Origin of the sequence: Terribacillus saccharophilus (assembly GCF_002272745.1) — a bacterium.
Lineage (GTDB): Bacteria > Bacillota > Bacilli > Bacillales > Amphibacillaceae > Terribacillus > Terribacillus saccharophilus_B.
The window spans coordinates 253,162-273,184 of sequence record NZ_NPBD01000007.1; the positions used below are offsets into that span (position 1 = coordinate 253,162).

Below are 20,023 nucleotides of genomic sequence, written 5' to 3' on the forward strand. Positions count from 1 at the left end.
GGTCGTTTTTTGTTTGCGTAAATTATTTACCTTATATAAGTAAAATAATTGTTTACTTCAGATTACTACAATGCTATCTTTAAAGTTGTAAACGCTTTCAATAAAAGGAGTGGGGTCGGGTGAAAAGGAAAAAGCTAGTGCTTGGCTTAGTATCTGGATTGATGACAGGAGTTTTGTTGGCTGGATGTGGACCGCAAGAGAGCGGGGCAGATGGAAGTGAGTCAGAGAAAAGTGACAAATTAGTTATTTGGGAAGATAAAGAGAAAGCCATCGGTATCGAAGACGCTGTTGCCGAATTTGAGAAGGAACATGATGTGACAGTAGAAATTATTGAGAAAAACTATGCACAGCAATTAGAAGATTTACGCCTGGACGGCCCAGGAGGGTCAGGACCGGATGTATTCACAATGCCAGGAGATCAAATGGGATCGGCTGTAACAGAGGGCTTGGTGAAAGAAATAGCTGTAGATGAAACACTCCAATCCACTTACACGGAGTCAGCCATGCAGTCACAGATCGTTGATGGCAAAGTGTATGGTCTTCCGAAAGCTGTTGAAACGACGATGCTCTACTATAATAAGGATCTTATAACCGAAGAAGAACTGCCGCAGGATTTGGAGGGGTGGTTCAATTATTCCAAGGAAGTTAGAAAAGGCGAGCAATACGGCTTTCTTGCACAGTTTGATCAGACGTATTACGCCAATAGCGTGCTGAGTGGTTATGGTGGATATGTCTTTGGTAAGAACAGCGATGGTACATTCAATCCGGAAGATATCGGACTGAACAATGAGGGATCTGTAGAAGGAGCGAATGAAATTAAACGTTTCTACGATGAGAAGATCTTCCCGGCTGGTATGGTAGGTGAGCAAGGTATCAATGTAATCGAATCGCTGTTTACAGAAGGAAAAGCTGCCGCTATCATTTCAGGTCCATGGAACCTGGAACCATTTGAAACAGCCGGAATCGACTATGGCATTGCTTCCTTACCGAAGCTATCAAATGGGGAGAACATGCGCGCTTTCATCGGAGTTAAAAGCTATAACGTAAGTACTTTTTCAAAGAATGCCGAGTTGGCAGAAGAGCTAGTTAAGTATTTGAGTAATGAAGAAGTTTCGAAGGTTCGTTATGAAAAGACAAAAGAAGTTCCGGCAGTGAAAGCGCTGGCAGAGGATCAGGAAGTAATGGAAAGTGATGCTTCCAAGGCTATCGCGGAACAATCACAGTTCTCTGACCTCACACCTGGTATACCAGAAATGAATGAAGTATGGAAACCTACGGATGCTGCACTGCAGACAATTGCGACCGGAAAATCTGAGCCGCAAGAAGCGCTTGATCAGGCGGTAAAATCTATTGAAGGTCAAATAGAGGCAAATCACGGCGGAAAATGATAGGGACGCGCCGGCATTGTGCCGGCGCGTATTTCCTATGTACGAGGAGGAATAGTCATGCAGCATCGTAAAGTAGCATTGTTGCTCTCGATCATACCAGGTTTCGGTCAGTTTTATCATCGGCAATGGCTGAAAGGATTATTGTTTCTGCTGGTAACCGTTTCTTTCTTTGTTGCATTTAAAGATCTGTTGAATATGGGACTGTGGGGTATTGTCACGCTTGGGACTGAGATTCCGAGGGACAACTCTATTTTCTTACTGGCAGAAGGACTCATAGCGTTGATTGTCATCTTCCTAGGTTTGATTGTCTATTATTTGAATCTGCGGGATGCCTATAAAACAGGTGTTATGCGAGATAACAAGCAGACACTGTATACACTTCGGCAGCAGTATCAGCACGTGCTGTTCAAGGGTTATCCGTATTTGATTAGCGGACCGGCATTCCTGCTGCTATTATTCGCTGTCGTTTTCCCGATCCTTTTCAGCTTCGCGATCGCCTTTACGAATTATGATTTATATAATTCACCACCAGCTAAACTGGTCGAATGGGTCGGGTTTAGTACATTCAAGGAAATCTTCACTGTCGACATTTGGCGTTCAACTTTCTTCGATGTACTTGCATGGACGGTAGTCTGGACAATTGTAGCGTCAACGCTGCAAGTGGCATTAGGAATCTTTCTTGCAGTGGTTGTAAATCAAAAAGAAATACGTTTCAAGAAATTGTTTCGTACGATCCTTGTATTGCCATGGGCAGTTCCTGGTTTCGTCACCATCTTGATTTTCGCAGGCTTATTTAACGACAGCTTCGGAGCAGTCAACAACGATATCCTTGCCGTACTCGGCATCGATGCAATTCCTTGGCTGACAGATCCGAACTGGGCGCGATTTGCACTGATCATGATGCAAGGATGGCTCGGTTTCCCTTATATTTTTCTCGTGACAACAGGTGTGCTGCAATCGATACCTGAGGACCTGTATGAAGCGGCGACAATCGATGGGGCGTCTGCCTTTTCGAAGTTTCGCCACATCACTATGCCAATGATTCTATTATCGATCTCACCCATCATCATCACGCAATTTACGTTCAACTTTAATAACTTTAATATTATCTATCTGTTTAATGCGGGAGGTCCGGCGGTTCCGGATTCCACTGCTGGCGGTACAGATATTTTAGTTTCATGGATTTATAAACTGACGATGCAGTCCAGCCAATATGCTTTAGCAGCTGCCCTGACTATCATGTTATCTGTTGTTGTCGTATCCATTGCGTTATGGCAGTTCCGAAAATCAAGTACATTCAAGGAAGGAGCATGAGCATGCGCAATCGATCTCGTTTGATTCGCCTTACACTTTCCTATGGTGTGCTGATTGTTATGTCGATTATGATTCTATATCCGCTTGCGTGGACAATTGGCGCAAGCTTCAATCCTGGTAACAGCTTAATCAGTACATCCATCATTCCGAAAAATCCAACATTGGCACATTATAAGGAGCTATTCGAAGGCTCCGCTTCCCTGCCTTATGGGCAGTGGTATGTGAATTCGGTAAAAATCAGCTTTTTCACTATGGTTGGTGCCATCATCAGTGTATCGTTTACAGGCTATGCCTTTTCACGCTTCCGTTTTAAAGGCAAGAAAAACACATTGACCGTCTTTCTGCTGCTGCAGATGATTCCGCAATTCTCTGCGCTTATTGCACTTTTTGTGCTGGCGCAGATGCTGGATATGGTCAATAGTCATTGGCTGCTGATTCTACTGTATATTGGTGGCTTGATTCCGATGAATACCTACTTAATGAAGGGTTATATGGATTCGATTCCGATGGAGCTTGATGAAAGTGCGCGGATTGATGGCGCCAGCTTCACCCGGACATTTTGGCAGATTATCATGCCATTATCGAAGCCGATGCTTGCGGTTGTCGCTATGAATGGGTTCACTGTGCCATTAGGAGATTTTGTCTTATCCTCCGTCATACTGCGAAAGACAGAAGCTTATACGCTTCCGATCGGGCTATTTAACTTAGTAAATGAAGTAATGGGGGCGAGCTACACGACCTTTGCTGCCGGAGCTATTTTGATCAGTATTCCAATCGCCATCGTCTTCTTGCTGCTGCAGCGGAACTTTGTTTCCGGACTGACGACCGGCGGAACAAAAGGATAACCAGAAAAGGGAGAGATGAAAATGAAACAATCGAAGCGCGAGTTAAAAGCACCTTTTTTACTGCATGGAGGAGACTATAACCCTGATCAGTGGCTGAAGTATCCCGAAGTTCTGAAAGAAGACATCGATTTGATGCAATCGGCACATACAAATACCTTCTCGGTCGGCATTTTCGCTTGGAGTGCATTAGAGCCTGAAGAGGGCTTGTACAATTTTGAATGGCTGGATAAGATTTTCGATGACATACATTCTTTTGGCGGTAAAGTAATTTTGGCTACTCCAAGCGGCGCGCGTCCTGCTTGGATGTCCAAAAAATATCCGGATGTACTGCGGGTCAATGCAGAGAGAGTAAAGCAGCTGCATGGCGGCAGACATAATCATTGCTTCACTTCCCCGACGTATTTGGAGAAAACAGAGAAGATAAACCGGAAGCTGGCAGAGCGGTATGGAAAGCATCCAGCTCTGCTGCTATGGCATATCTCCAATGAATATAGCGGCGACTGCCATTGTGATAATTGCCAGGCTGCTTTTCGTGAATGGTTGAAAGAAAAATACGACGGAAATCTAGAAGCCTTGAACGATGCCTGGTGGGGACCGTTCTGGAGTCATACGTTTACAGATTGGGAGCAGGTAGAATCCCCTTCGCCAAACGGGGAGAATGGTGTACATGGACTGCGATTGGATTGGCGGAGGTTCTCGACAGATCAAACTGTCCGTTTCATGGAAAATGAGTTAGTTCCAATACGCGAGATAACACCTGATATTCCCGTTACCACAAATTTCATGGCGGACACACCTGATCTGATTCCATTCCGCGGACTGGATTACAACCGTTTTGCGGATAAAATCGATGTAATCAGCTGGGATGCGTATCCGACATGGCATAATGACTGGGAAACAACAGCGGAGCTTGCGATGAAGGTTGGATTCATTGATGATTTATACCGGACGTTGAAGGATCAGCCATTTTTGCTGATGGAAAATACACCGAGTGCTGTCAACTGGCATCCAGTGAACAAAGCGAAGCGGCCAGGCATGCACATCCTTGCTTCGATGCAGATGCTAGCTCATGGCTCAGACAGTATTCTCTATTTCCAATGGCGTAAATCACGAGGCTCGACAGAAAAGTTTCATGGGGCGGTCGTCGATCATGATCGTTCTCCGGATAATCGAGTATTCCAAGAAGTTGCAGAGCTGGGCAAGAGAATGGAAAAGCTTGCAGCCCTGCAGGGAACGTATCGTGCAGCGGAAGTGGCATTCTTATATGATTGGGAAAATGACTGGGCGTTAGAAGATGCGCAAGGATACGGATTGGATTCCAAGCAGTATATTAAGACGATGCATGCACATTACCGCCCATTTTGGAAACAGGACATTCCTGTGGACGTCATTATGAAAGATCACGATTTCTCAAAATATAAGCTTTTAGTTGTACCGATGCTTTATATGATGAATAACCAGACTGCAGAAAAACTCGAGGTATTTGTGAAAAATGGTGGAAAGCTTGTTATGACGTACATCAGCGGCGTGGTAAATGAGCATGATCTTGTGCATAATGGGGCATGGCAGGATAAGCTTACAGGTATTTTCGGATTACGGCCATTAGAAACTGATACACTGTATCCGCGAGATCGCAATCATGTACTTTATAGAAGCAAATATTATGAAGTAAAGGATTATGCGACAGTGCTTGAACTCACCGGTGCGAAGACTTTAGGAGATTATGAAGAAGATTTCTATAAGGGGACATCAGCTGTTACCGAGCATGCCTACGGCGAGGGAATTGCTTATTATATCGGTGCTAGATTAGAAGATGCATTCCAGGACGACTTTTATGCGGAACTGCTGAAAACAGAGCTGATCAACTCGCCAGTCGGAATTACGAAGCAAGAAGGGGTATCCATTCAAGTGCGCTACAATGAAGACTCTTTGTTTGTCTTTATCATGAATTTCAGTGAAGAGACAAGAGATATACAGCTGGATCAACTGTATGACGACGTGCTGGATGGAGGGAATGTAGAGGGAGATATTCAACTGGATTCCTATGAGGTGAAAGTACTTCGTGTCAACAAGTAAAGGCAAAGCTTGATATTTTTACTTTCGGTTCTACGTTTCATAGATATGAAGATGTGGAAAGGTATTGTATCAATCAAGATACAAAGGAGACTTTTCTATGGAACCGAAAGATATGATGAATGGCTCAACTAGTACTCACCAGCAGGACCGTCAGCCGGGTATTGAAGCAAAGATGGATCCACTGCCGCATCAGCCGCTCGATTACAAAGGAGTCGGCAGATTGGAAGGAAAAGCTGCACTTATCACCGGCGGTGATTCCGGAATCGGCCGTGCTGTTGCCATCCTTTATGCGAAAGAAGGTGCGGATGTCGCGATTTCCTACCTCGATGAAACGGAAGATGCTGAAGAGACGAAACGTCTTGTGGAAGCAGAAGGCAAGCGCTGCTTGCTGCTGCCAGGTGACATCAAGGATGAGGAGCATTGCATCAGCTTAGTCGAGAAGACAGTTGAGGAATTTGGTAAAATCAATATTCTTGTAAATAATGCAGCTATTCAGTATGTGCGAGAAGATGTGCTGGAAATCTCTTCTGAACAGTTTGAGGAAGTATTCCGTGTTAACTTCTTCTCCCAATTCTATCTGACGAAAGCAGCTGTGCGTCATATGAAAGCAGGAGATTCTATCATCAGTACGTCTTCCATCAATGCTTACCGCGGCAACCCTATGTTCATGGACTATTCTGCGACAAAAGGTGCTATCACAGCTTGGACGCGCAGTATTGCACAAAGCCTTATTAAGAAAGGCATCCGTGCTAACTCTGTTGCACCAGGTCCAGTCTGGACGCCGCTCATCCCGGCTACTATCGGGGAAGACCAGATTGAGCAGTTCGGACAGGACAGCTTGATGGGCCGTCCAGGACAGCCTTCCGAGCATGCGTGGCCATATGTGATGCTTGCATCTGATGAAGCTTCCTATATGACTGGTCAAGCAATCCACATTAATGGAGGATCTTATACATCTTCCTGATACCCTCAAAACCCTGTCCATCGGACGGGGTTTTTTGTTTGCTTTTTAGAAGGAAAGGGAAAAGATTCCTACTACTAAATAAGCAAATTATTCTGGAAGGAGGGATGGCCATGTATATCAAATTCCATGATGAGGATCACGAGATCAAATATCAGAATTTGCGTGCTGGCATCGGGAATGGGGAAGTATTACAGCATAAAGGCTGCCTTGCTGTTCTATATCTAATGGCGGGTGACAGCAGGCTATACAAGCTATTCAAACCATATTTCAAGTTTGACTACTGCCAGTTTGATTACCGTAAGATGCTGGCTGATTATGAGTTGGAAGGGGATTTACAGAAGCTTGCTTCACTTGGTGCCCATCTCTTTGATGGCCAGGTAGAAGTAACACCAATGTTGCTGGATGGATTGCAGGAGGATCGAGTATGGTTCCTTGCATGGAATGCTGTCATGATGCGAAAGTTCGGTACAGTTACAGGCTACGAAGTACCTTCAAACAAGTTCTTTGGCGGATTCGTTCATGAAGATTTCAGTGTTTAGAAAAGAGCTTTCATTTCGATAGGAAACAAAATAAAGGAACAAGCATTTAATAAATGCTTGTTCCTTTATTTTGTTTCCTTTGATGTATTTAGATCCTGCACTATTCTTTGTCCCTTTGACTGAACTGCTTGTCTATGTAGGGGAACCTTCTTATGCAAAAAAAATTCCAATGAACGAATTCATTGGATGCAAGTTGAACATTTTTGTAACAGATTAAGATATGGGGGGGTAATTGTTGTATAACCGATTGGAAGCAAAATGAAACCATATATCTGAATCAAATATGGGTAGGGATTATGTCCCTTTTTATGTGCTGTATTTTATAGGTTTCTCCTGATGTTTTGATTAGAGAGCGTTTTTAACTTTAGTATTATTTTCTTCTGCATTTTTATATACATAAAAGGGTATTTGCACATTTGTTTATTTGTAATACAATTAAACAAACGGATATGATAACGCTTACTTTAGGAGGTACGCTATGGGACAATCAACAGGGATAGCCAAAGGTATTCTAGGGTTTCCGGTGGCACCATTTACCGAAGCTGGAAAGCTTGATGAACAAGCAGTGTATGAGAATGTCCGCTTTCTTGTAGAGGAAGGCTTGGATGCCATTTATATTGCTTGTGGATCAGGAGAATTTCAGTCACTGGATAAAAAAGAGTATGAAGTGATGCTTGATACAGCGATTGAAGCAGTTGCTGGCAAGGTTCCGATTTATACAGGAGTCGGTGGTAATCTCCGCACTGCTGTTGAACTTGCAGTAATATCAGAGGAAAAAGGTGCTGACGGATTTTTGCTGCTTCCTCCTTATTTAATACAAGGGGAGCAGGAAGGACTTTACCAGTATGCAAAAGAAATATTCGAGAGTGCCCCAGATCTGGATGCGATTATCTATCAGAGAGATAATGCTATCTATTCGGTTGAGACAGTCAGGCGGTTGGCAGCTTTTCCACAGTTAAAGGGGTTTAAGGATGGCGTCGGGAATATGGAATTAAACATTTGTCTGACGCAGGAATTCAAAGGAAGACTGGACTTCCTGAATGGTATGCCGATGGCGGAGGTTACAATGCCTGCGTATGTGCCACTCGGAATAACGACCTATTCATCAGCTATTTCAAATTATATCCCGCATATTTCCCGGATGTATTATGATGCGCTGTTAGCAGGAGACCAAGATATGCTGGATGCATTATATGCTGATATCATTCTCCCAATCAACAGCATACGGAAACAGCGAAATGGCTATGCTGTTTCTTTGATTAAAGCAGGAATGGAGATCATCGGCTTGCAGACAAGAGGGTATGTTCGTCCTCCTGTTGTGCCCGTAACTAAAGAGCACTTTAACGAAATGGAACAGATCCTTTCGAAAGCGCTGGACAAATACCCGCGCAAGGAGAAAATCTCAGAGATAAAGGAGAGCTAATACATGGCGACAAATGTAACAACGAATGTATACCGTAACTTTATCAATGGTGAATGGCAGGAATCAGAATCAGCAGAGCAGATCACGGTCATCAATCCAGCAGATACCAGCACTCCTGTCGGTCAGATCCAGAGTTCCACAACGGCAGATCTGGAAGCGGCTGTGGAAGCAGCGCATGCAGCACGGAAGGAATGGCGGAGCATATCCGGTGCTGCTAGAGGTGAGTTCCTTTATCGGGCTGCAGCTATTCTGGAGGAACGCACCGAAGAGATTGCTGTAACTGCAACAAAAGAGATGGGGAAAACATTGCCGGAAGCTCGCGGCGAAACGCAGCGCGGCATTGCCATCCTAAAGTATTATGCGGCGGAGGGGATGCGGAAGACAGGTGATGTGATTCCATCGACTGATCCTGGAGCCTTCATGTATACAACACGCGTTCCTTTAGGGGTTGTAGGTGTGATTGCTCCGTGGAATTTCCCTGTTGCAATTCCTATCTGGAAAATGGCTCCTGCGCTTATCTACGGCAACACAATCGTGTTTAAGCCGGCTTCTGAAACTGCTATTACGGCAATCAAGATAACCGAGTGCTTTGAAGCAGCAGGATTTCCAAAGGGAGTTATCAATCTTGTGACCGGTGCGGGTTCTGTGATCGGGAAAGGCTTGGTGGAGCATCCAAAGGTCAATGGTATTACGTTCACAGGATCCAATAATGTCGGAAAAGGCATTGGCTTAACCGCATTGGAGAGAGGCGCCAAGTATCAGCTGGAGATGGGCGGAAAAAATCCAGTCATTGTAGCTGCTGATGCAGATATTGAACAGGCAGTGGATGCAACAATCAGCGGTGCATTCCGTTCTACCGGCCAGAAATGTACGGCAACAAGCAGAGTTATCGTAGAAGCACCAATATATGATGCGTTCCGGGATAGGCTAATTGAAAAGACGAAAGAGATCACGATTGGTAACAGCCTCGAGCAGGATGTATGGCTTGGACCGATTGCAAGTAAAGCGCAGCTGGAAAACTGCCTTCACTATATCCAAAAGGGTATTGAAGAAGGAGCTAAACTTATCCTAGGCGGCGAGCAGCTCACAGATGGAGATTATGCGAAGGGCTTTTACATCCAGCCGACTATCTTTGAGGATGTTACCAATGACATGGTGATTGCGCAGGAGGAGATTTTTGGCCCTGTCATCGCTCTGATCAAAGTGGATTCAGAGGAAAAAGCAATAGATGTGGCGAATGATGTGAAATTCGGGCTGAGTGCATCTATATTCACGAAGAATATAGGGCGATTCCTGCGTTTCGTTGAAGATATGGAAGCAGGGCTTGTACGTGTTAATGCAGAAAGCGCTGGGGTAGAGCTGCAGGCTCCATTCGGCGGGATGAAGCAGTCAAGCTCCCATTCGAGAGAGCAGGGAGAAGCTGCGAAAGAGTTCTTTACGAGCATCAAGACTGTATTTGTCAAAGGATAGAGGGCTACCTTAAGCCCTTTTTCCTTCCGAATTATTGATAACGCTTACAATAGAGCGGAGGAATGAAGCATATGGATAAAGTCAGAGATAACCTGCAGAATTCACAGATGAAAAAAACGAAGGTCCGTTGGTTTATCGTCATGATGTTGTTCCTAGTCACATCCGTCAACTATGCTGACCGAGCAACGATCAGTATTGCGGGAGATGCACTGCAGTCAGATCTTGGATTGAATGCTGTCAGCATGGGCTATGTGTTTTCCGCATTCGGCTGGGCTTATGTGGTCGGGCAGATACCTGGCGGAATATTGCTCGATAAGTTCGGTTCCAAGCTTGTCATTGGTATGAGCATCTTGTTCTGGTCGATCTTCACTTTGCTGCAAGGAGCAATCGGATTTTTTGCCGCAGGAACAGCCATAATCGTCTTGTTCGCACTGCGTTTCCTTGTTGGATTTGCTGAAGCACCATCGTTTCCAGGTAACAGCCGGGTTGTGGCAGCTTGGTTCCCGAGTAATGAACGTGGAACAGCATCGGCTATCTTCAATTCAGCTCAGTATTTCGCACTTGTCATCTTTTCACCGCTGATGGGATGGCTGACATACAAATTCGGCTGGGAATATGTTTTCTATGTAATGGGAGCTATTGGTATCGCTTTGGCATTGGTTTGGCTAAAAGTAATCCGTAACCCGCGTGAGCATCCAAAAGCGAACCAAGCGGAAATCGATTATATTGAAGCTGGCGGCGGAGTCGTGGATATGGATCAAAAAAAGGAAGATACAGGTACAAAGGAGAAACAATCTCAATGGCCATTCATTAAACAGCTATTAAAAAAGCGGATGCTAATCGGTATTTATATCGCGCAGTATTGTATTACGACACTGACCTACTTCTTCCTGACTTGGTTCCCTGTCTATTTAGTCCAAGGTCGTGGCATGTCTATTCTAGAAGCTGGATTCATTGCTTCCCTTCCAGCTATATGCGGTTTCCTAGGGGGAATCCTTGGCGGGATGTTCTCAGACTTCTTGCTTCGGAAAAACCTTTCCCTGACCATTGCGCGTAAAACGCCGATCATCATCGGAATGTTGCTTTCCTGCAGTATGATCATCTGTAACTATGTGGATGCGGAATGGCTTGTGGTTGTCATTATGTCTCTTGCTTTCTTCGGAAAAGGCTTTGGAGCATTAGGGTGGGCAGTCGTGTCGGATACATCACCAAAGCAAACAGCAGGTGTCAGCGGCGGACTCTTCAATACATTTGGGAACATTGCTTCCATCACAACGCCGATCATCATTGGTTACATCGTTAATGCAACAGGTTCTTTTAATGGTGCACTTATATTTGTTGGTGCCAATGCACTTGTTGCTATCCTAAGCTATTTGTTCATTGTTGGAAAAATCGAGCGTGTGGAATTAGAAGCGCCAACAAAATAATCGGAAGGGGATAGGAACATGAACCAAGTTTCAGAGAATATAAAAGCAGAGAAAGCTAAACACGTGCCAGCTGTTACGGAAATGCAAGTAATTCCGGTGGCTGGTCGGGACAGTATGCTGCTAAATTTGAGTGGTGCACACGGTCCTTATTTCACACGTAATATTGTTATTCTCAAGGACAATACAGGTGCTGTTGGTGTCGGAGAGGTGCCTGGAGGAGAGAAAATCAGGCAGACGCTGGAGCAGGCAAAAGCCTTTGTAATCGGAGAATCAATCGCTTCTTATCAAGCGATCCTCAATCAAGTAAGACAGCAATTTGCTCATCAAGATGCAGGCGGCCGGGGTGAACAGACTTTCGATTTGCGTACGACAATCCATGCGGTGACAGCACTGGAGGCTGCGCTGCTCGACTTGCTTGGTAAGTTCCTGCACGTTCCAGCCGCTACACTTTTAGGGGAAGGGCAGCAGCGAAGCGAAGTGGATGTACTTGGGTATTTGTTTTATATAGGTGATCGTGGACAGACTGACCTGAAGTACAAGGAGGAGCCTGATGCAACATCGGAATGGTTCCGTTTGCGAAATGAAGAAGCATTAACACCAGAAGCCATTGTGCGTCTGGCTGAGGCAACTTACGAAAGATATGGGTTTCGAGATTTCAAGTTAAAGGGCGGCGTTTTGGCTGGTGAAGAGGAGATACAGGCCATTGAAGCATTAGCCAAGCGGTTCCCAGATGCCCGGATTACACTTGATCCGAATGGAGCATGGTCACTGGATGAAGCAATCCGTCTCTGCAAAGGAAAGCATGATATCCTCGCGTATGCAGAGGATCCTTGCGGGGCAGAGAATGGCTATTCCTCCCGTGAAATTATGGCCGAATTCCGGAGAGCTACCGGACTGCCTACAGCGACGAACATGATTGCTACTGACTGGCGTCAGATGGGGCACGCCATCCAATCACAGGCGGTAGACATTCCGCTTGCCGATCCGCATTTCTGGACGATGCAGGGCTCTGTTCGCGTAGCACAGATGTGCCATGAATGGGGACTAACCTGGGGCTCGCATTCCAATAATCATTTTGACATATCTTTGGCTATGTTCACACATGTTGCAGCAGCTGCGCCTGGGAATATCACTGCTATCGATACACATTGGATCTGGCAGGATGGGCAGCGATTGTCGAAGGAGCCTTATGAGATTATCGAAGGAAAGTTAGCGGTGCCGGATAAACCTGGTCTGGGTATCGAGATTGATATGGAGCAGGTAGAAGAAGCTCATAAGCTGTATAAAAGTATGGGACTTGGTGCCCGCGATGATGCTGCTGCTATGCAATATTTAATTCGGGATTGGAAATTCAATAACAAGAAGCCTTGTCTTGTTCGATGATAGATTTGGAGCCGCATCTTTTTGGGCGGCTCTTTTGTATGCGTTTGTAATTTTGTGCCATTCCCAGTATCATAGGTTTATCACATACAAAGGTGTTGGACATGATGGAGAGAGACCCATTGCAAATGAACGTGGAGCACGTGAACAGAAAAACATTATCCAAGCAAGTGGTGGAACGGATTTTGCATCTGCTATCGAGCGGCCAGCTGAAGCCAGGGGATAAACTGCCGACCGAAGCGGAATTCATCACAATCCTTGGGGTTAGCCGTACTGTTTTACGCGAAGCCTTGAGTGCATTGGAGACCCTCGGCATCATCACGCGCAAAACACGGGAGGGCACTTACTTCAATCTGAAGGTTGGCTCGGCACCTTTTTCCGATATGCTTAATTTAGCAAGCGATAATATTCAAGCGATTATTGAGGCAAGAATTGTTTTGGAGCTCGGACTTATCACTATCGCAACGGAGAAGATTACCGACGAACAGCTGGAAGAACTTTATGAAACGATTCTGGAAATCGAGGAATCTAAGGATAATAACTATGGTCAAGCAGATAAACGATTTCACCGGATCATTGCTCTAAGTGCGAATAACTTGATTCTCGATGGTATGATTCACTCACTTCTTTTATATCATGCGAAAATCAATAACCATATCATTGTTCGGGAAAAAGAAAAGACAGTAGCACATCATAAGCGTATATATGAAGCTTTAAAGGAAAGAGATGCATACAAAGCACACACAGCAATGTACGATCATCTGCGCTTCGTACAGAAGAAGATTCTTGAAGGGCAGCAGGAGAAAAAAGGGGAATAAAAAAGAAGCAGTGGATCCGCAGCCACTGCTTCTTTTTTTATTTTATTCGTTATCGGATTCTTCTTCATTCAATTCAAACAGATGATCTAAGTATGGCTCTAGCTCGAATGTATTTTCCTCGGCATATGTGGTGAAAACGTCTTTTGTTAATGAACTCATGATTTGAATCCTCCTTGTGATTGGGTTTGTAGTAATAAGATACCCAATCTAGCAAACTGCTAATCATCCAATTTTAGTCAGGAGGCAACTTTTTCTTGTTTGAAGTTCCGTTTGACGGAGAGGAACTGCATCACGATCATTAATAGATTCACAGCTATCAATACAAAGATGGAATAAGAGAAGCTTCCGGTCATATCGTTGACAGCTCCTAAAATAATAGGACCGAATGACCCGATGATATACCCAACTGCCTGCACCATGGCAGACCAGGAGGCAGCCGCCTGATGGGTAGTAGTTACATCAATCGGAAGCAGCAGATTCATAGCGAACAAACCGCCAGCACCGAGACCGATGAAGCAAGCTGCCAGCCAAGGAAGGAAGGATAAGAAAATCATTCCAAAACCGATCAGTTCGAATATGGCGGCCGTCACAAGCCAGAACAGACGGCTTGGAATCTTCTTCAGCAGATAAGGTACAGCTAAGTTAGCTGGTACTTGCAGAACCATAAAAATGACGAGCAGGTTGGCTGCATACACTTTGCTGTACCCCATATTTTCTACGATGGGGGGAAGCCAGGCAGTCAATGAATAGAAAATGAACGCCATACCGCCGAAAGAGAAGGTGAGAAGCCAGGCATTCCACTGGTTCCATGGTAATTTCTCTGCACCGCCGAATGTTTGAATTGCCCTGTCTTTCTTCTTTTGAGGCAATACGACGAGGACCCAAATGACGATTGCCAGCAGTGCTAATAATGACCAGGCAGCCAAAGCGATTTGCCAGGATTCGAATAGATGCTGAATAGGTGCTACGCCTCCAGAAGCCATACCAGCACCAACAGCCAGAGCTGCGGTATAAATACTTATCATGATCGCACTATTATTAGGGAAATATTTTTTTATGAAACCTGAAAGCAACGGACCTGCAGCTGCAATACCGATTCCTGCCAAGAAAGCCGTAATCAGCAGGAAGAAAGAAGTATGGGTGAAAAGACGAATGATGGTACCGACGCCAATGACGGCTAATGACCAGCCAATCACATATTCAAGCGAAAAACGATTGGCCAATTTGGCAGCAGCCGGCGAAAAGACGCCCATACATAAAACAGGTATAGAAGTGAGCAGGCTTGCACTGGATGCATTCATATGTAATTCAGATTGAATGATTTCAATAAGCGGTGAAATAGAATTAATTGCCGGACGTAAATTAAGTGCTGCTACGAATAAAGCGATGCCTAACCAGATATACGTTGATTTTTTCACATGCTGTACCCCCATCAGTTTCGAATTATCTTATTGTAAACCTAGACTAGTGTTGCTGCAATGCACCGATGTTTAAATTGCAGTGAGATAGTGGAAAAATGAATAGGAATAGATAGGGGGAATTATCATGGGATTGAATCCAAAAATAGAGGCATTTTTAAAAGAAGTAAATGCCCAACCGATACCGCTTGAATCGGTCTCACCTGAGCAGTTTCGCAATCAGGCAAGAATGCAGGATGATGAATCGAAACAAGAAGTGGCTAAAGTAGAAGACAGGCAGATTGAATTAAATGATCGGAAGCTGCCAATTCGTATCTATCGTTCTAAAAATAAGACACAGCCTGCACTTGTCTTTTATCATGGTGGCGGCTGGGTTGTTGGCAGCATTGATTCGCATGATGCTACTTGCCGCGAGATTGCCAATTTGGCAGACTGCACAGTAATCTCGGTAGATTACCGTCTGGCGCCAGAACATAAATTCCCGGCGGCAGTAGGAGATGCTTATGATTCCTTCCAATGGATAGCCGCCAATGCAGACCAATTAGGAATTGAACAAGACAAAATAGCTGTCGGAGGAGATAGTGCAGGCGGGAATCTGGCAACAGTTGTATGTCTGCTGGCAGAAGAAAGAAGCGGACTAAAACCTGTATTCCAATTGCTTTTATACCCATCTACAGGCTATATCGGAGAAGAGCCAGCATCCTTACAGGAGAATGCAGAAGGATATTTATTGACCAAACGTTTGATGAATTGGTTCCGAAGCCATTATTACAGGACAGAAGCAGATCGTTCTCATCCATATGCATCGCCAGTTCATTCTGAGTTTCTGCATACATTGCCGCCTGCAGCGATTCTGACGGCTGAATATGACCCGTTGCGGGACGAAGCACGGGCTTATGCTGAACAGCTAACGCGGGAGGGTGTCGATGTTTTTGTGAAGAATTATGAAGGGCTGATTCATGGATTTGCTGGTTTTACAGCTGAAGTAGAAGAAGCGTATCAAGCTGTGGCAGAAGGAGCTGCTCAGTTGAGAGAAGCTCTGTATAAATGAACGTAATGTACCGTTACCCTTCCTAGTTGATGCTGGAATAAATCTCAAATAATAAAAACATTGTAATAGAAAAACCGTACTTAAATTTTCAAATAGAAAATCTTACTTAGTACGGTTTTCTATTTGGTTAAAACACTTATGTCTAATTCTCTGTATCTCTTACAGTAACCAAATTCCGATGGTGGTAGATAGTAAAAGTCCGGTAACGACTGGGATAAAACATTGCCGCACTAATTCCATCACCGGCACCCGTGCAAATCCAGCGATCGCTACAATTGAGGACCAGGCAATCAGCGTGCCGCCGCCAACCCAAACCGCTCCCATTTGCCCAATTGCAGCAAGCGTAGAGGCATCCATACCGACAGCAGGTGCTAGGGCGCCTGAAAGGGCTCCGACGAGAGGGAGTCCGGAAAAGCCTGAACCGTCCAGTCCAGTTACCATGCCGACTATTAGCAAACCGAAACCGGCGAAAATTGGGTTCTCCGGAATATAGTGCTGACCAGCCTCTACTAAATCAAAGAGAAAGGAAGGAGCCTGCCTAACATCTTCCAGACCGAATATCCTGGCAGATATTTCTCCGCTTCCTAAAAAGAAGAAACCTGCAATCGGAATAACCGGTCCCATTGCCCGAAAAGCAAAGGTAAATCCATCTACCAAGTGATCACTCACATTATGCAAGGACTGTTTCCAATTGTAAGCGATCGCTGCTGCAATCATGAGCAGGATAGCAGCACCTCCGATTAAAGCAGCGCCAGCTCCGCCCTCAAGAGAAGCGGTATTGCTGAAGGCCGCATAGGCCATGTAGATAACGACAACAAGAAAGGCTGCGGGCACCAGAATCGCAAACAAGATACTGAACCTCGGGTTCTTATCTGAATGAGCTTTACTAGACGCCTCGTTCCCGTTCCATCTTTCCAGGTGTACAATGGAAGGAGAAGAGATTTTTTTTCGAATACGGAAGTAGGCCAGTAGCAGGGCTGTGATACCGGTAATAAGCGATAATATAAGCGCTTTGTCTGCTACAGCAGCAGTATCTACACCAGCTGCTGTAGCACTCAGCATCGGTGCAATTTTAATAATATAGTCAGAAGAAAGCGCCATACCCTGGCCGGAAATCGCCATTGCCACACCGGTTGCTAGTGGCGGCAGACCGGCTTTGATAGCAACAGGGAGCAGAATTGCACCTACGAGCGGCACTGCAGGTGTAGGCCAAAAGAATAGGGAAATACAGTACGTAATGAATGCCAATACCCAAAAGGAAGTATGGCCGTTAGTCATAATATAACCAAAAGGGCGAATCATCCGCTCATCAGCCCGCAATGCTTTTAAAGACTGCAGCAGAGCAGTCATAACGGTAATAATTAAGAAGATATTAAATAGCTCTGAGGCAGCTGTGAGACTTGCGCTGAAGGTTGCCTGCAGTCCCTCTACAAGCGTCCCTGTGTACATCCAACCCACTAAGAAGGTCATCAATAATGATGGAACCAGCACATTCTGCCGAAAAAGCATCGTTAAAATAATTAAAAGTGTTCCTGCCAAGTACATCCAATGGGCCATCGTCAAGTCTGTCAAGCGGGTTCCTCCTTCATCTCATCATGTGCCATAGCCTATGTAAGACAGAAGGTACCGGTGACTATTGCTTAATTAGATCGTGTAAATGATTGTGAAGATTTCCTTACGTGCGTAATGTACGAAAGCGAACGAAGGAAACAACGATATCCATCATAACGAATAAAAAATATAGATTGAAAGCGTTGACAATAATCCGCTTACATGATAAATTGAGTGTGTAATACAAAACAACAGCATACAACTATCCTTTAGGATTGTTACTGATAAGCAGGCAAAACCTAAATTATATTCCGAAGACAGAGTCAACTCTGTGCACGGGGTGTAGTTTGGGTTTTTTTGTGTACCAAACCTAAGCTTATCAAAGAAAAAAGGATAAAGGTGGCACCCTTTATCCTCATCACATAATATCCCCGAATGGAGGGTCTATCATGAATCATCGTAAAACAGCAGACGAAATTTTGCAATTAATTGGCGGAGAATCAAATGTTCAAAGTGTCATCCATTGTATGACACGCCTTCGCTTCAACCTGTACGATAACAGTAAAGCAGATCGGCAGGCGTTGGAGCAAGTGGACGGTGTTCTTGGCTCTAATATCAGCGGCAGTCAGTTCCAGCTGATCATTGGCAATGAGGTGCCGAAAGTGTATAAGGAAATCATCTCAAATAGCAATTTAAGTGAGTCGAAGAGTACGGAAGGCGAATCAAAACAAAAGAAAAATGTAATCAGCTCTATCTTCGACGTCATTTCCGGTGTATTCACACCGATTCTGCCAGCTATCGCTGGTGCCGGTATGATCAAGGGTATTGCAGCTTTGCTGGTGACATTCGGCTGGCTGCAAGAAGCCTCCCAAACGTATCAAATTCTAACTGTAATAGGAGACGGTGCATTCTACTTCCTGCCGATACTGCTGGCAATCAGTGCAGCACGTAAATTCGGGTCTAATCCGTATGTGGCAGCTGCGATAGGAGCAGCCATCCTGCATCCGACGCTAACAGCTATGTTCGCAGAAGGAGGATCCATCTCCTTTGTCGGATTGCCAGTAACAATTGCAACCTATTCATCTACGGTTATACCAATCTTGCTGGCTATCTGGATTGCATCTTATGTAGAAAAATGGGTTGACCGTATAACACATGCTTCTTTGAAGCTAATCGTTGTCCCATCCGTAACATTATTAGTCGTAGTGCCAGTTACCTTGATTACAGTGGGGCCACTTGGAGCTATCGCAGGTAACTATCTTTCTACGGGAACAAACTTCTTGTTCCAAAATGCTGGAATTATTGCCATGATCCTGCTTGCAGGTACGTTCTCGCTTATCATCATAACTGGTATGCATTACGCGCTTGTACCGATCATGCTGAATAATATGGCAGTAAATGGATATGATTACATGATGCCAGCCATGTTCCTTGCCAACTTTGGGCAAGCTGGTGCTGCATTCGCGGTTGCAATGAAATCCAAAAACAAGAAATTCAAGTCGTTGTCCTTCACAACTGCTTTGACAGCAACAATGGGTGTTACAGAGCCTGCTATGTACGGGGTTAATATGCGATTGAAGAAACCATTCGTTGCAGCTTTGATCGGTGCTGCTGCCGGTGGAGTACTATATGCACTTACAGATGTGAAAGCTTACATCGTTGCTGGTATGGCAGGACTTCCAGGTCTTCCGACTTTCGTAGGTCCAGAGTTCATCTTTGCTATTCTTGGCCTTGTCCTAGCATTTGTTGCAGCAGCTGTTGTGACGTGGATCATCGGATTTGAAGACGTCCTTGCACCAGTTGAAGAAACAACAACAGAAGAAAAAGCAGTGAATACAGCAGAAGAAACAGATTCAGAGAAAGCATCTGAAGTCATCGCTAGTCCGCTGACAGGAGAGGTTCGCCCGCTTGCAGAAGTCAGTGATCCGACATTTGCACAGGAAATCATGGGTAAAGGTACAGCAATCTTCCCATCAAAAGGTGAAGTTGTATCTCCAATAGATGGTGAAGTAGTTACATTATTTGCAACAAAGCATGCTATTGGCTTAAGAAGTACAAATGGCGCAGAAGTACTGATTCATGTTGGTATAGATACGGTGAAATTGAATGGTGAGCATTTCACAGCTCATATCGCATCAGGCGATAAAGTCCAAAAAGGACAAAAGCTGGTATCCTTCGATATAGAAGCCATTCAAGCTGCAGGATATGACGTCATTACACCGGTTATCATTACAAATACAGCTGAATATGAAGATATCACAGCACTTGCAGAAGACACTGTTAACAGCGGTGAAGCAATACTGGATTTGGCAGTTCCTGCAACTACATCAAAAGAAGCATCCTAAATCATAAAAGGGAG

The 20,023-nt window shown here is 44.8% G+C and carries 15 protein-coding genes; 13 read left to right on the forward strand and 2 right to left on the reverse strand.

What is annotated here, in order from left to right; all coding sequences use genetic code 11:
• Window positions 1-161: 161 nt before the first annotated feature.
• From CHH58_RS08525 to CHH58_RS08575, 11 genes are all read left to right on the forward strand, one after another.
• Complete coding sequence (locus CHH58_RS08525) at window positions 162-1,388, forward strand: extracellular solute-binding protein (RefSeq protein ID WP_095232392.1); 1,227 nt, start codon at window positions 162-164, stop codon at window positions 1,386-1,388.
• A 57-nt stretch (window positions 1,389-1,445) separates the two neighbouring features.
• A complete protein-coding gene (locus tag CHH58_RS08530) occupies window positions 1,446-2,702 on the forward strand; it encodes a carbohydrate ABC transporter permease (protein WP_095262376.1) in 1,257 nt (418 codons plus the stop codon).
• Window positions 2,699-3,547 (forward strand): sugar ABC transporter permease, encoded by an 849-nt coding sequence (locus tag CHH58_RS08535; protein WP_170937565.1) that lies wholly within the window; start codon window positions 2,699-2,701, stop codon window positions 3,545-3,547. The genes CHH58_RS08530 and CHH58_RS08535 overlap by 4 nt, the downstream gene beginning before the upstream one ends.
• A gap of 15 nt (window positions 3,548-3,562) precedes the next feature.
• Window positions 3,563-5,623 carry a beta-galactosidase gene (locus tag CHH58_RS08540; protein ID WP_095262377.1) on the forward strand — a complete coding sequence of 687 codons (2,061 nt, stop codon included), beginning with the start codon at window positions 3,563-3,565 and terminating at the stop codon, window positions 5,621-5,623.
• A 97-nt stretch (window positions 5,624-5,720) separates the two neighbouring features.
• Window positions 5,721-6,587 carry an SDR family oxidoreductase gene (locus tag CHH58_RS08545; RefSeq protein ID WP_095227581.1) on the forward strand — a complete coding sequence of 289 codons (867 nt, stop codon included), beginning with the start codon at window positions 5,721-5,723 and terminating at the stop codon, window positions 6,585-6,587.
• Window positions 6,588-6,697: 110 nt separating this feature from the next.
• On the forward strand, window positions 6,698-7,126 hold the full coding sequence (locus CHH58_RS08550) for a hypothetical protein (protein WP_095227583.1): 429 nt from the start codon (window positions 6,698-6,700) through the stop codon (window positions 7,124-7,126).
• A gap of 478 nt (window positions 7,127-7,604) precedes the next feature.
• On the forward strand, window positions 7,605-8,549 hold the full coding sequence (gene kdgD, locus CHH58_RS08555) for a 5-dehydro-4-deoxyglucarate dehydratase (RefSeq protein WP_095227585.1): 945 nt from the start codon (window positions 7,605-7,607) through the stop codon (window positions 8,547-8,549).
• A gap of 3 nt (window positions 8,550-8,552) precedes the next feature.
• A complete protein-coding gene (gene gucD / locus CHH58_RS08560) occupies window positions 8,553-10,019 on the forward strand; it encodes an alpha-ketoglutaric semialdehyde dehydrogenase GucD (RefSeq protein ID WP_095227587.1) in 1,467 nt (488 codons plus the stop codon).
• A gap of 107 nt (window positions 10,020-10,126) precedes the next feature.
• Window positions 10,127-11,446: an MFS transporter gene (locus CHH58_RS08565; protein WP_170937613.1), complete on the forward strand. Its 1,320-nt coding sequence runs from the start codon at window positions 10,127-10,129 to the stop codon at window positions 11,444-11,446.
• A gap of 18 nt (window positions 11,447-11,464) precedes the next feature.
• Window positions 11,465-12,829: a glucarate dehydratase gene (gene gudD / locus CHH58_RS08570; RefSeq protein ID WP_095262378.1), complete on the forward strand. Its 1,365-nt coding sequence runs from the start codon at window positions 11,465-11,467 to the stop codon at window positions 12,827-12,829.
• 104 nt (window positions 12,830-12,933) lie between these two features.
• Entirely contained in the window at window positions 12,934-13,644 is a 711-nt protein-coding gene (locus CHH58_RS08575) for a FadR/GntR family transcriptional regulator (RefSeq protein WP_245840406.1), read from the forward strand.
• Window positions 13,645-13,880: 236 nt separating this feature from the next.
• On the opposite strand, the gene CHH58_RS08580 is transcribed toward CHH58_RS08575, so the two are convergent.
• Window positions 13,881-15,062 carry a CynX/NimT family MFS transporter gene (locus CHH58_RS08580; protein WP_249275078.1) on the reverse strand — a complete coding sequence of 394 codons (1,182 nt, stop codon included), beginning with the start codon at window positions 15,060-15,062 and terminating at the stop codon, window positions 13,881-13,883.
• A 127-nt stretch (window positions 15,063-15,189) separates the two neighbouring features.
• On the opposite strand from CHH58_RS08580, the gene CHH58_RS08585 reads away from it, so the two are divergent.
• The gene (locus CHH58_RS08585) at window positions 15,190-16,113 is read left to right on the forward strand and encodes an alpha/beta hydrolase (protein WP_095232151.1); all 924 of its coding nucleotides are present in this window, start codon (window positions 15,190-15,192) and stop codon (window positions 16,111-16,113) included.
• Between the two features lie 159 nt (window positions 16,114-16,272).
• Here the strand turns inward: CHH58_RS08585 and CHH58_RS08590 are convergent, their stop codons facing one another.
• Window positions 16,273-17,685 (reverse strand): hypothetical protein, encoded by a 1,413-nt coding sequence (locus CHH58_RS08590; RefSeq protein ID WP_249275079.1) that lies wholly within the window; start codon window positions 17,683-17,685, stop codon window positions 16,273-16,275.
• Between the two features lie 428 nt (window positions 17,686-18,113).
• Between CHH58_RS08590 and CHH58_RS08595 the strand changes: the two genes are divergently transcribed.
• Window positions 18,114-20,009: a beta-glucoside-specific PTS transporter subunit IIABC gene (locus CHH58_RS08595; protein WP_095232152.1), complete on the forward strand. Its 1,896-nt coding sequence runs from the start codon at window positions 18,114-18,116 to the stop codon at window positions 20,007-20,009.
• Window positions 20,010-20,023 lie beyond the last annotated feature (14 nt).

Bases quoted from the DNA above. Each gene is read 5' to 3' on its own strand.
- kdgD (WP_095227585.1), top strand. From the start codon at position 7,605: ATGGGACAATCAACAGGGATAGCCAAAGGTATTCTAGGGTTTCCGGTG.
- CHH58_RS08585 (WP_095232151.1), top strand. From the start codon at position 15,190: ATGGGATTGAATCCAAAAATAGAGGCATTTTTAAAAGAAGTAAATGCC.
- CHH58_RS08540 (WP_095262377.1), top strand. From the start codon at position 3,563: ATGAAAATGAAACAATCGAAGCGCGAGTTAAAAGCACCTTTTTTACTG.
- CHH58_RS08595 (WP_095232152.1), top strand. From the start codon at position 18,114: ATGAATCATCGTAAAACAGCAGACGAAATTTTGCAATTAATTGGCGGA.
- CHH58_RS08535 (WP_170937565.1), top strand. From the start codon at position 2,699: ATGAGCATGCGCAATCGATCTCGTTTGATTCGCCTTACACTTTCCTAT.
- gucD (WP_095227587.1), top strand. From the start codon at position 8,553: ATGGCGACAAATGTAACAACGAATGTATACCGTAACTTTATCAATGGT.
- CHH58_RS08565 (WP_170937613.1), top strand. From the start codon at position 10,127: ATGAAAAAAACGAAGGTCCGTTGGTTTATCGTCATGATGTTGTTCCTA.
- CHH58_RS08525 (WP_095232392.1), top strand. From the start codon at position 162: ATGACAGGAGTTTTGTTGGCTGGATGTGGACCGCAAGAGAGCGGGGCA.
- CHH58_RS08575 (WP_245840406.1), top strand. From the start codon at position 12,934: ATGGAGAGAGACCCATTGCAAATGAACGTGGAGCACGTGAACAGAAAA.
- CHH58_RS08530 (WP_095262376.1), top strand. From the start codon at position 1,446: ATGCAGCATCGTAAAGTAGCATTGTTGCTCTCGATCATACCAGGTTTC.
- gudD (WP_095262378.1), top strand. From the start codon at position 11,465: ATGAACCAAGTTTCAGAGAATATAAAAGCAGAGAAAGCTAAACACGTG.
- CHH58_RS08550 (WP_095227583.1), top strand. From the start codon at position 6,698: ATGTATATCAAATTCCATGATGAGGATCACGAGATCAAATATCAGAAT.
- CHH58_RS08545 (WP_095227581.1), top strand. From the start codon at position 5,721: ATGGAACCGAAAGATATGATGAATGGCTCAACTAGTACTCACCAGCAG.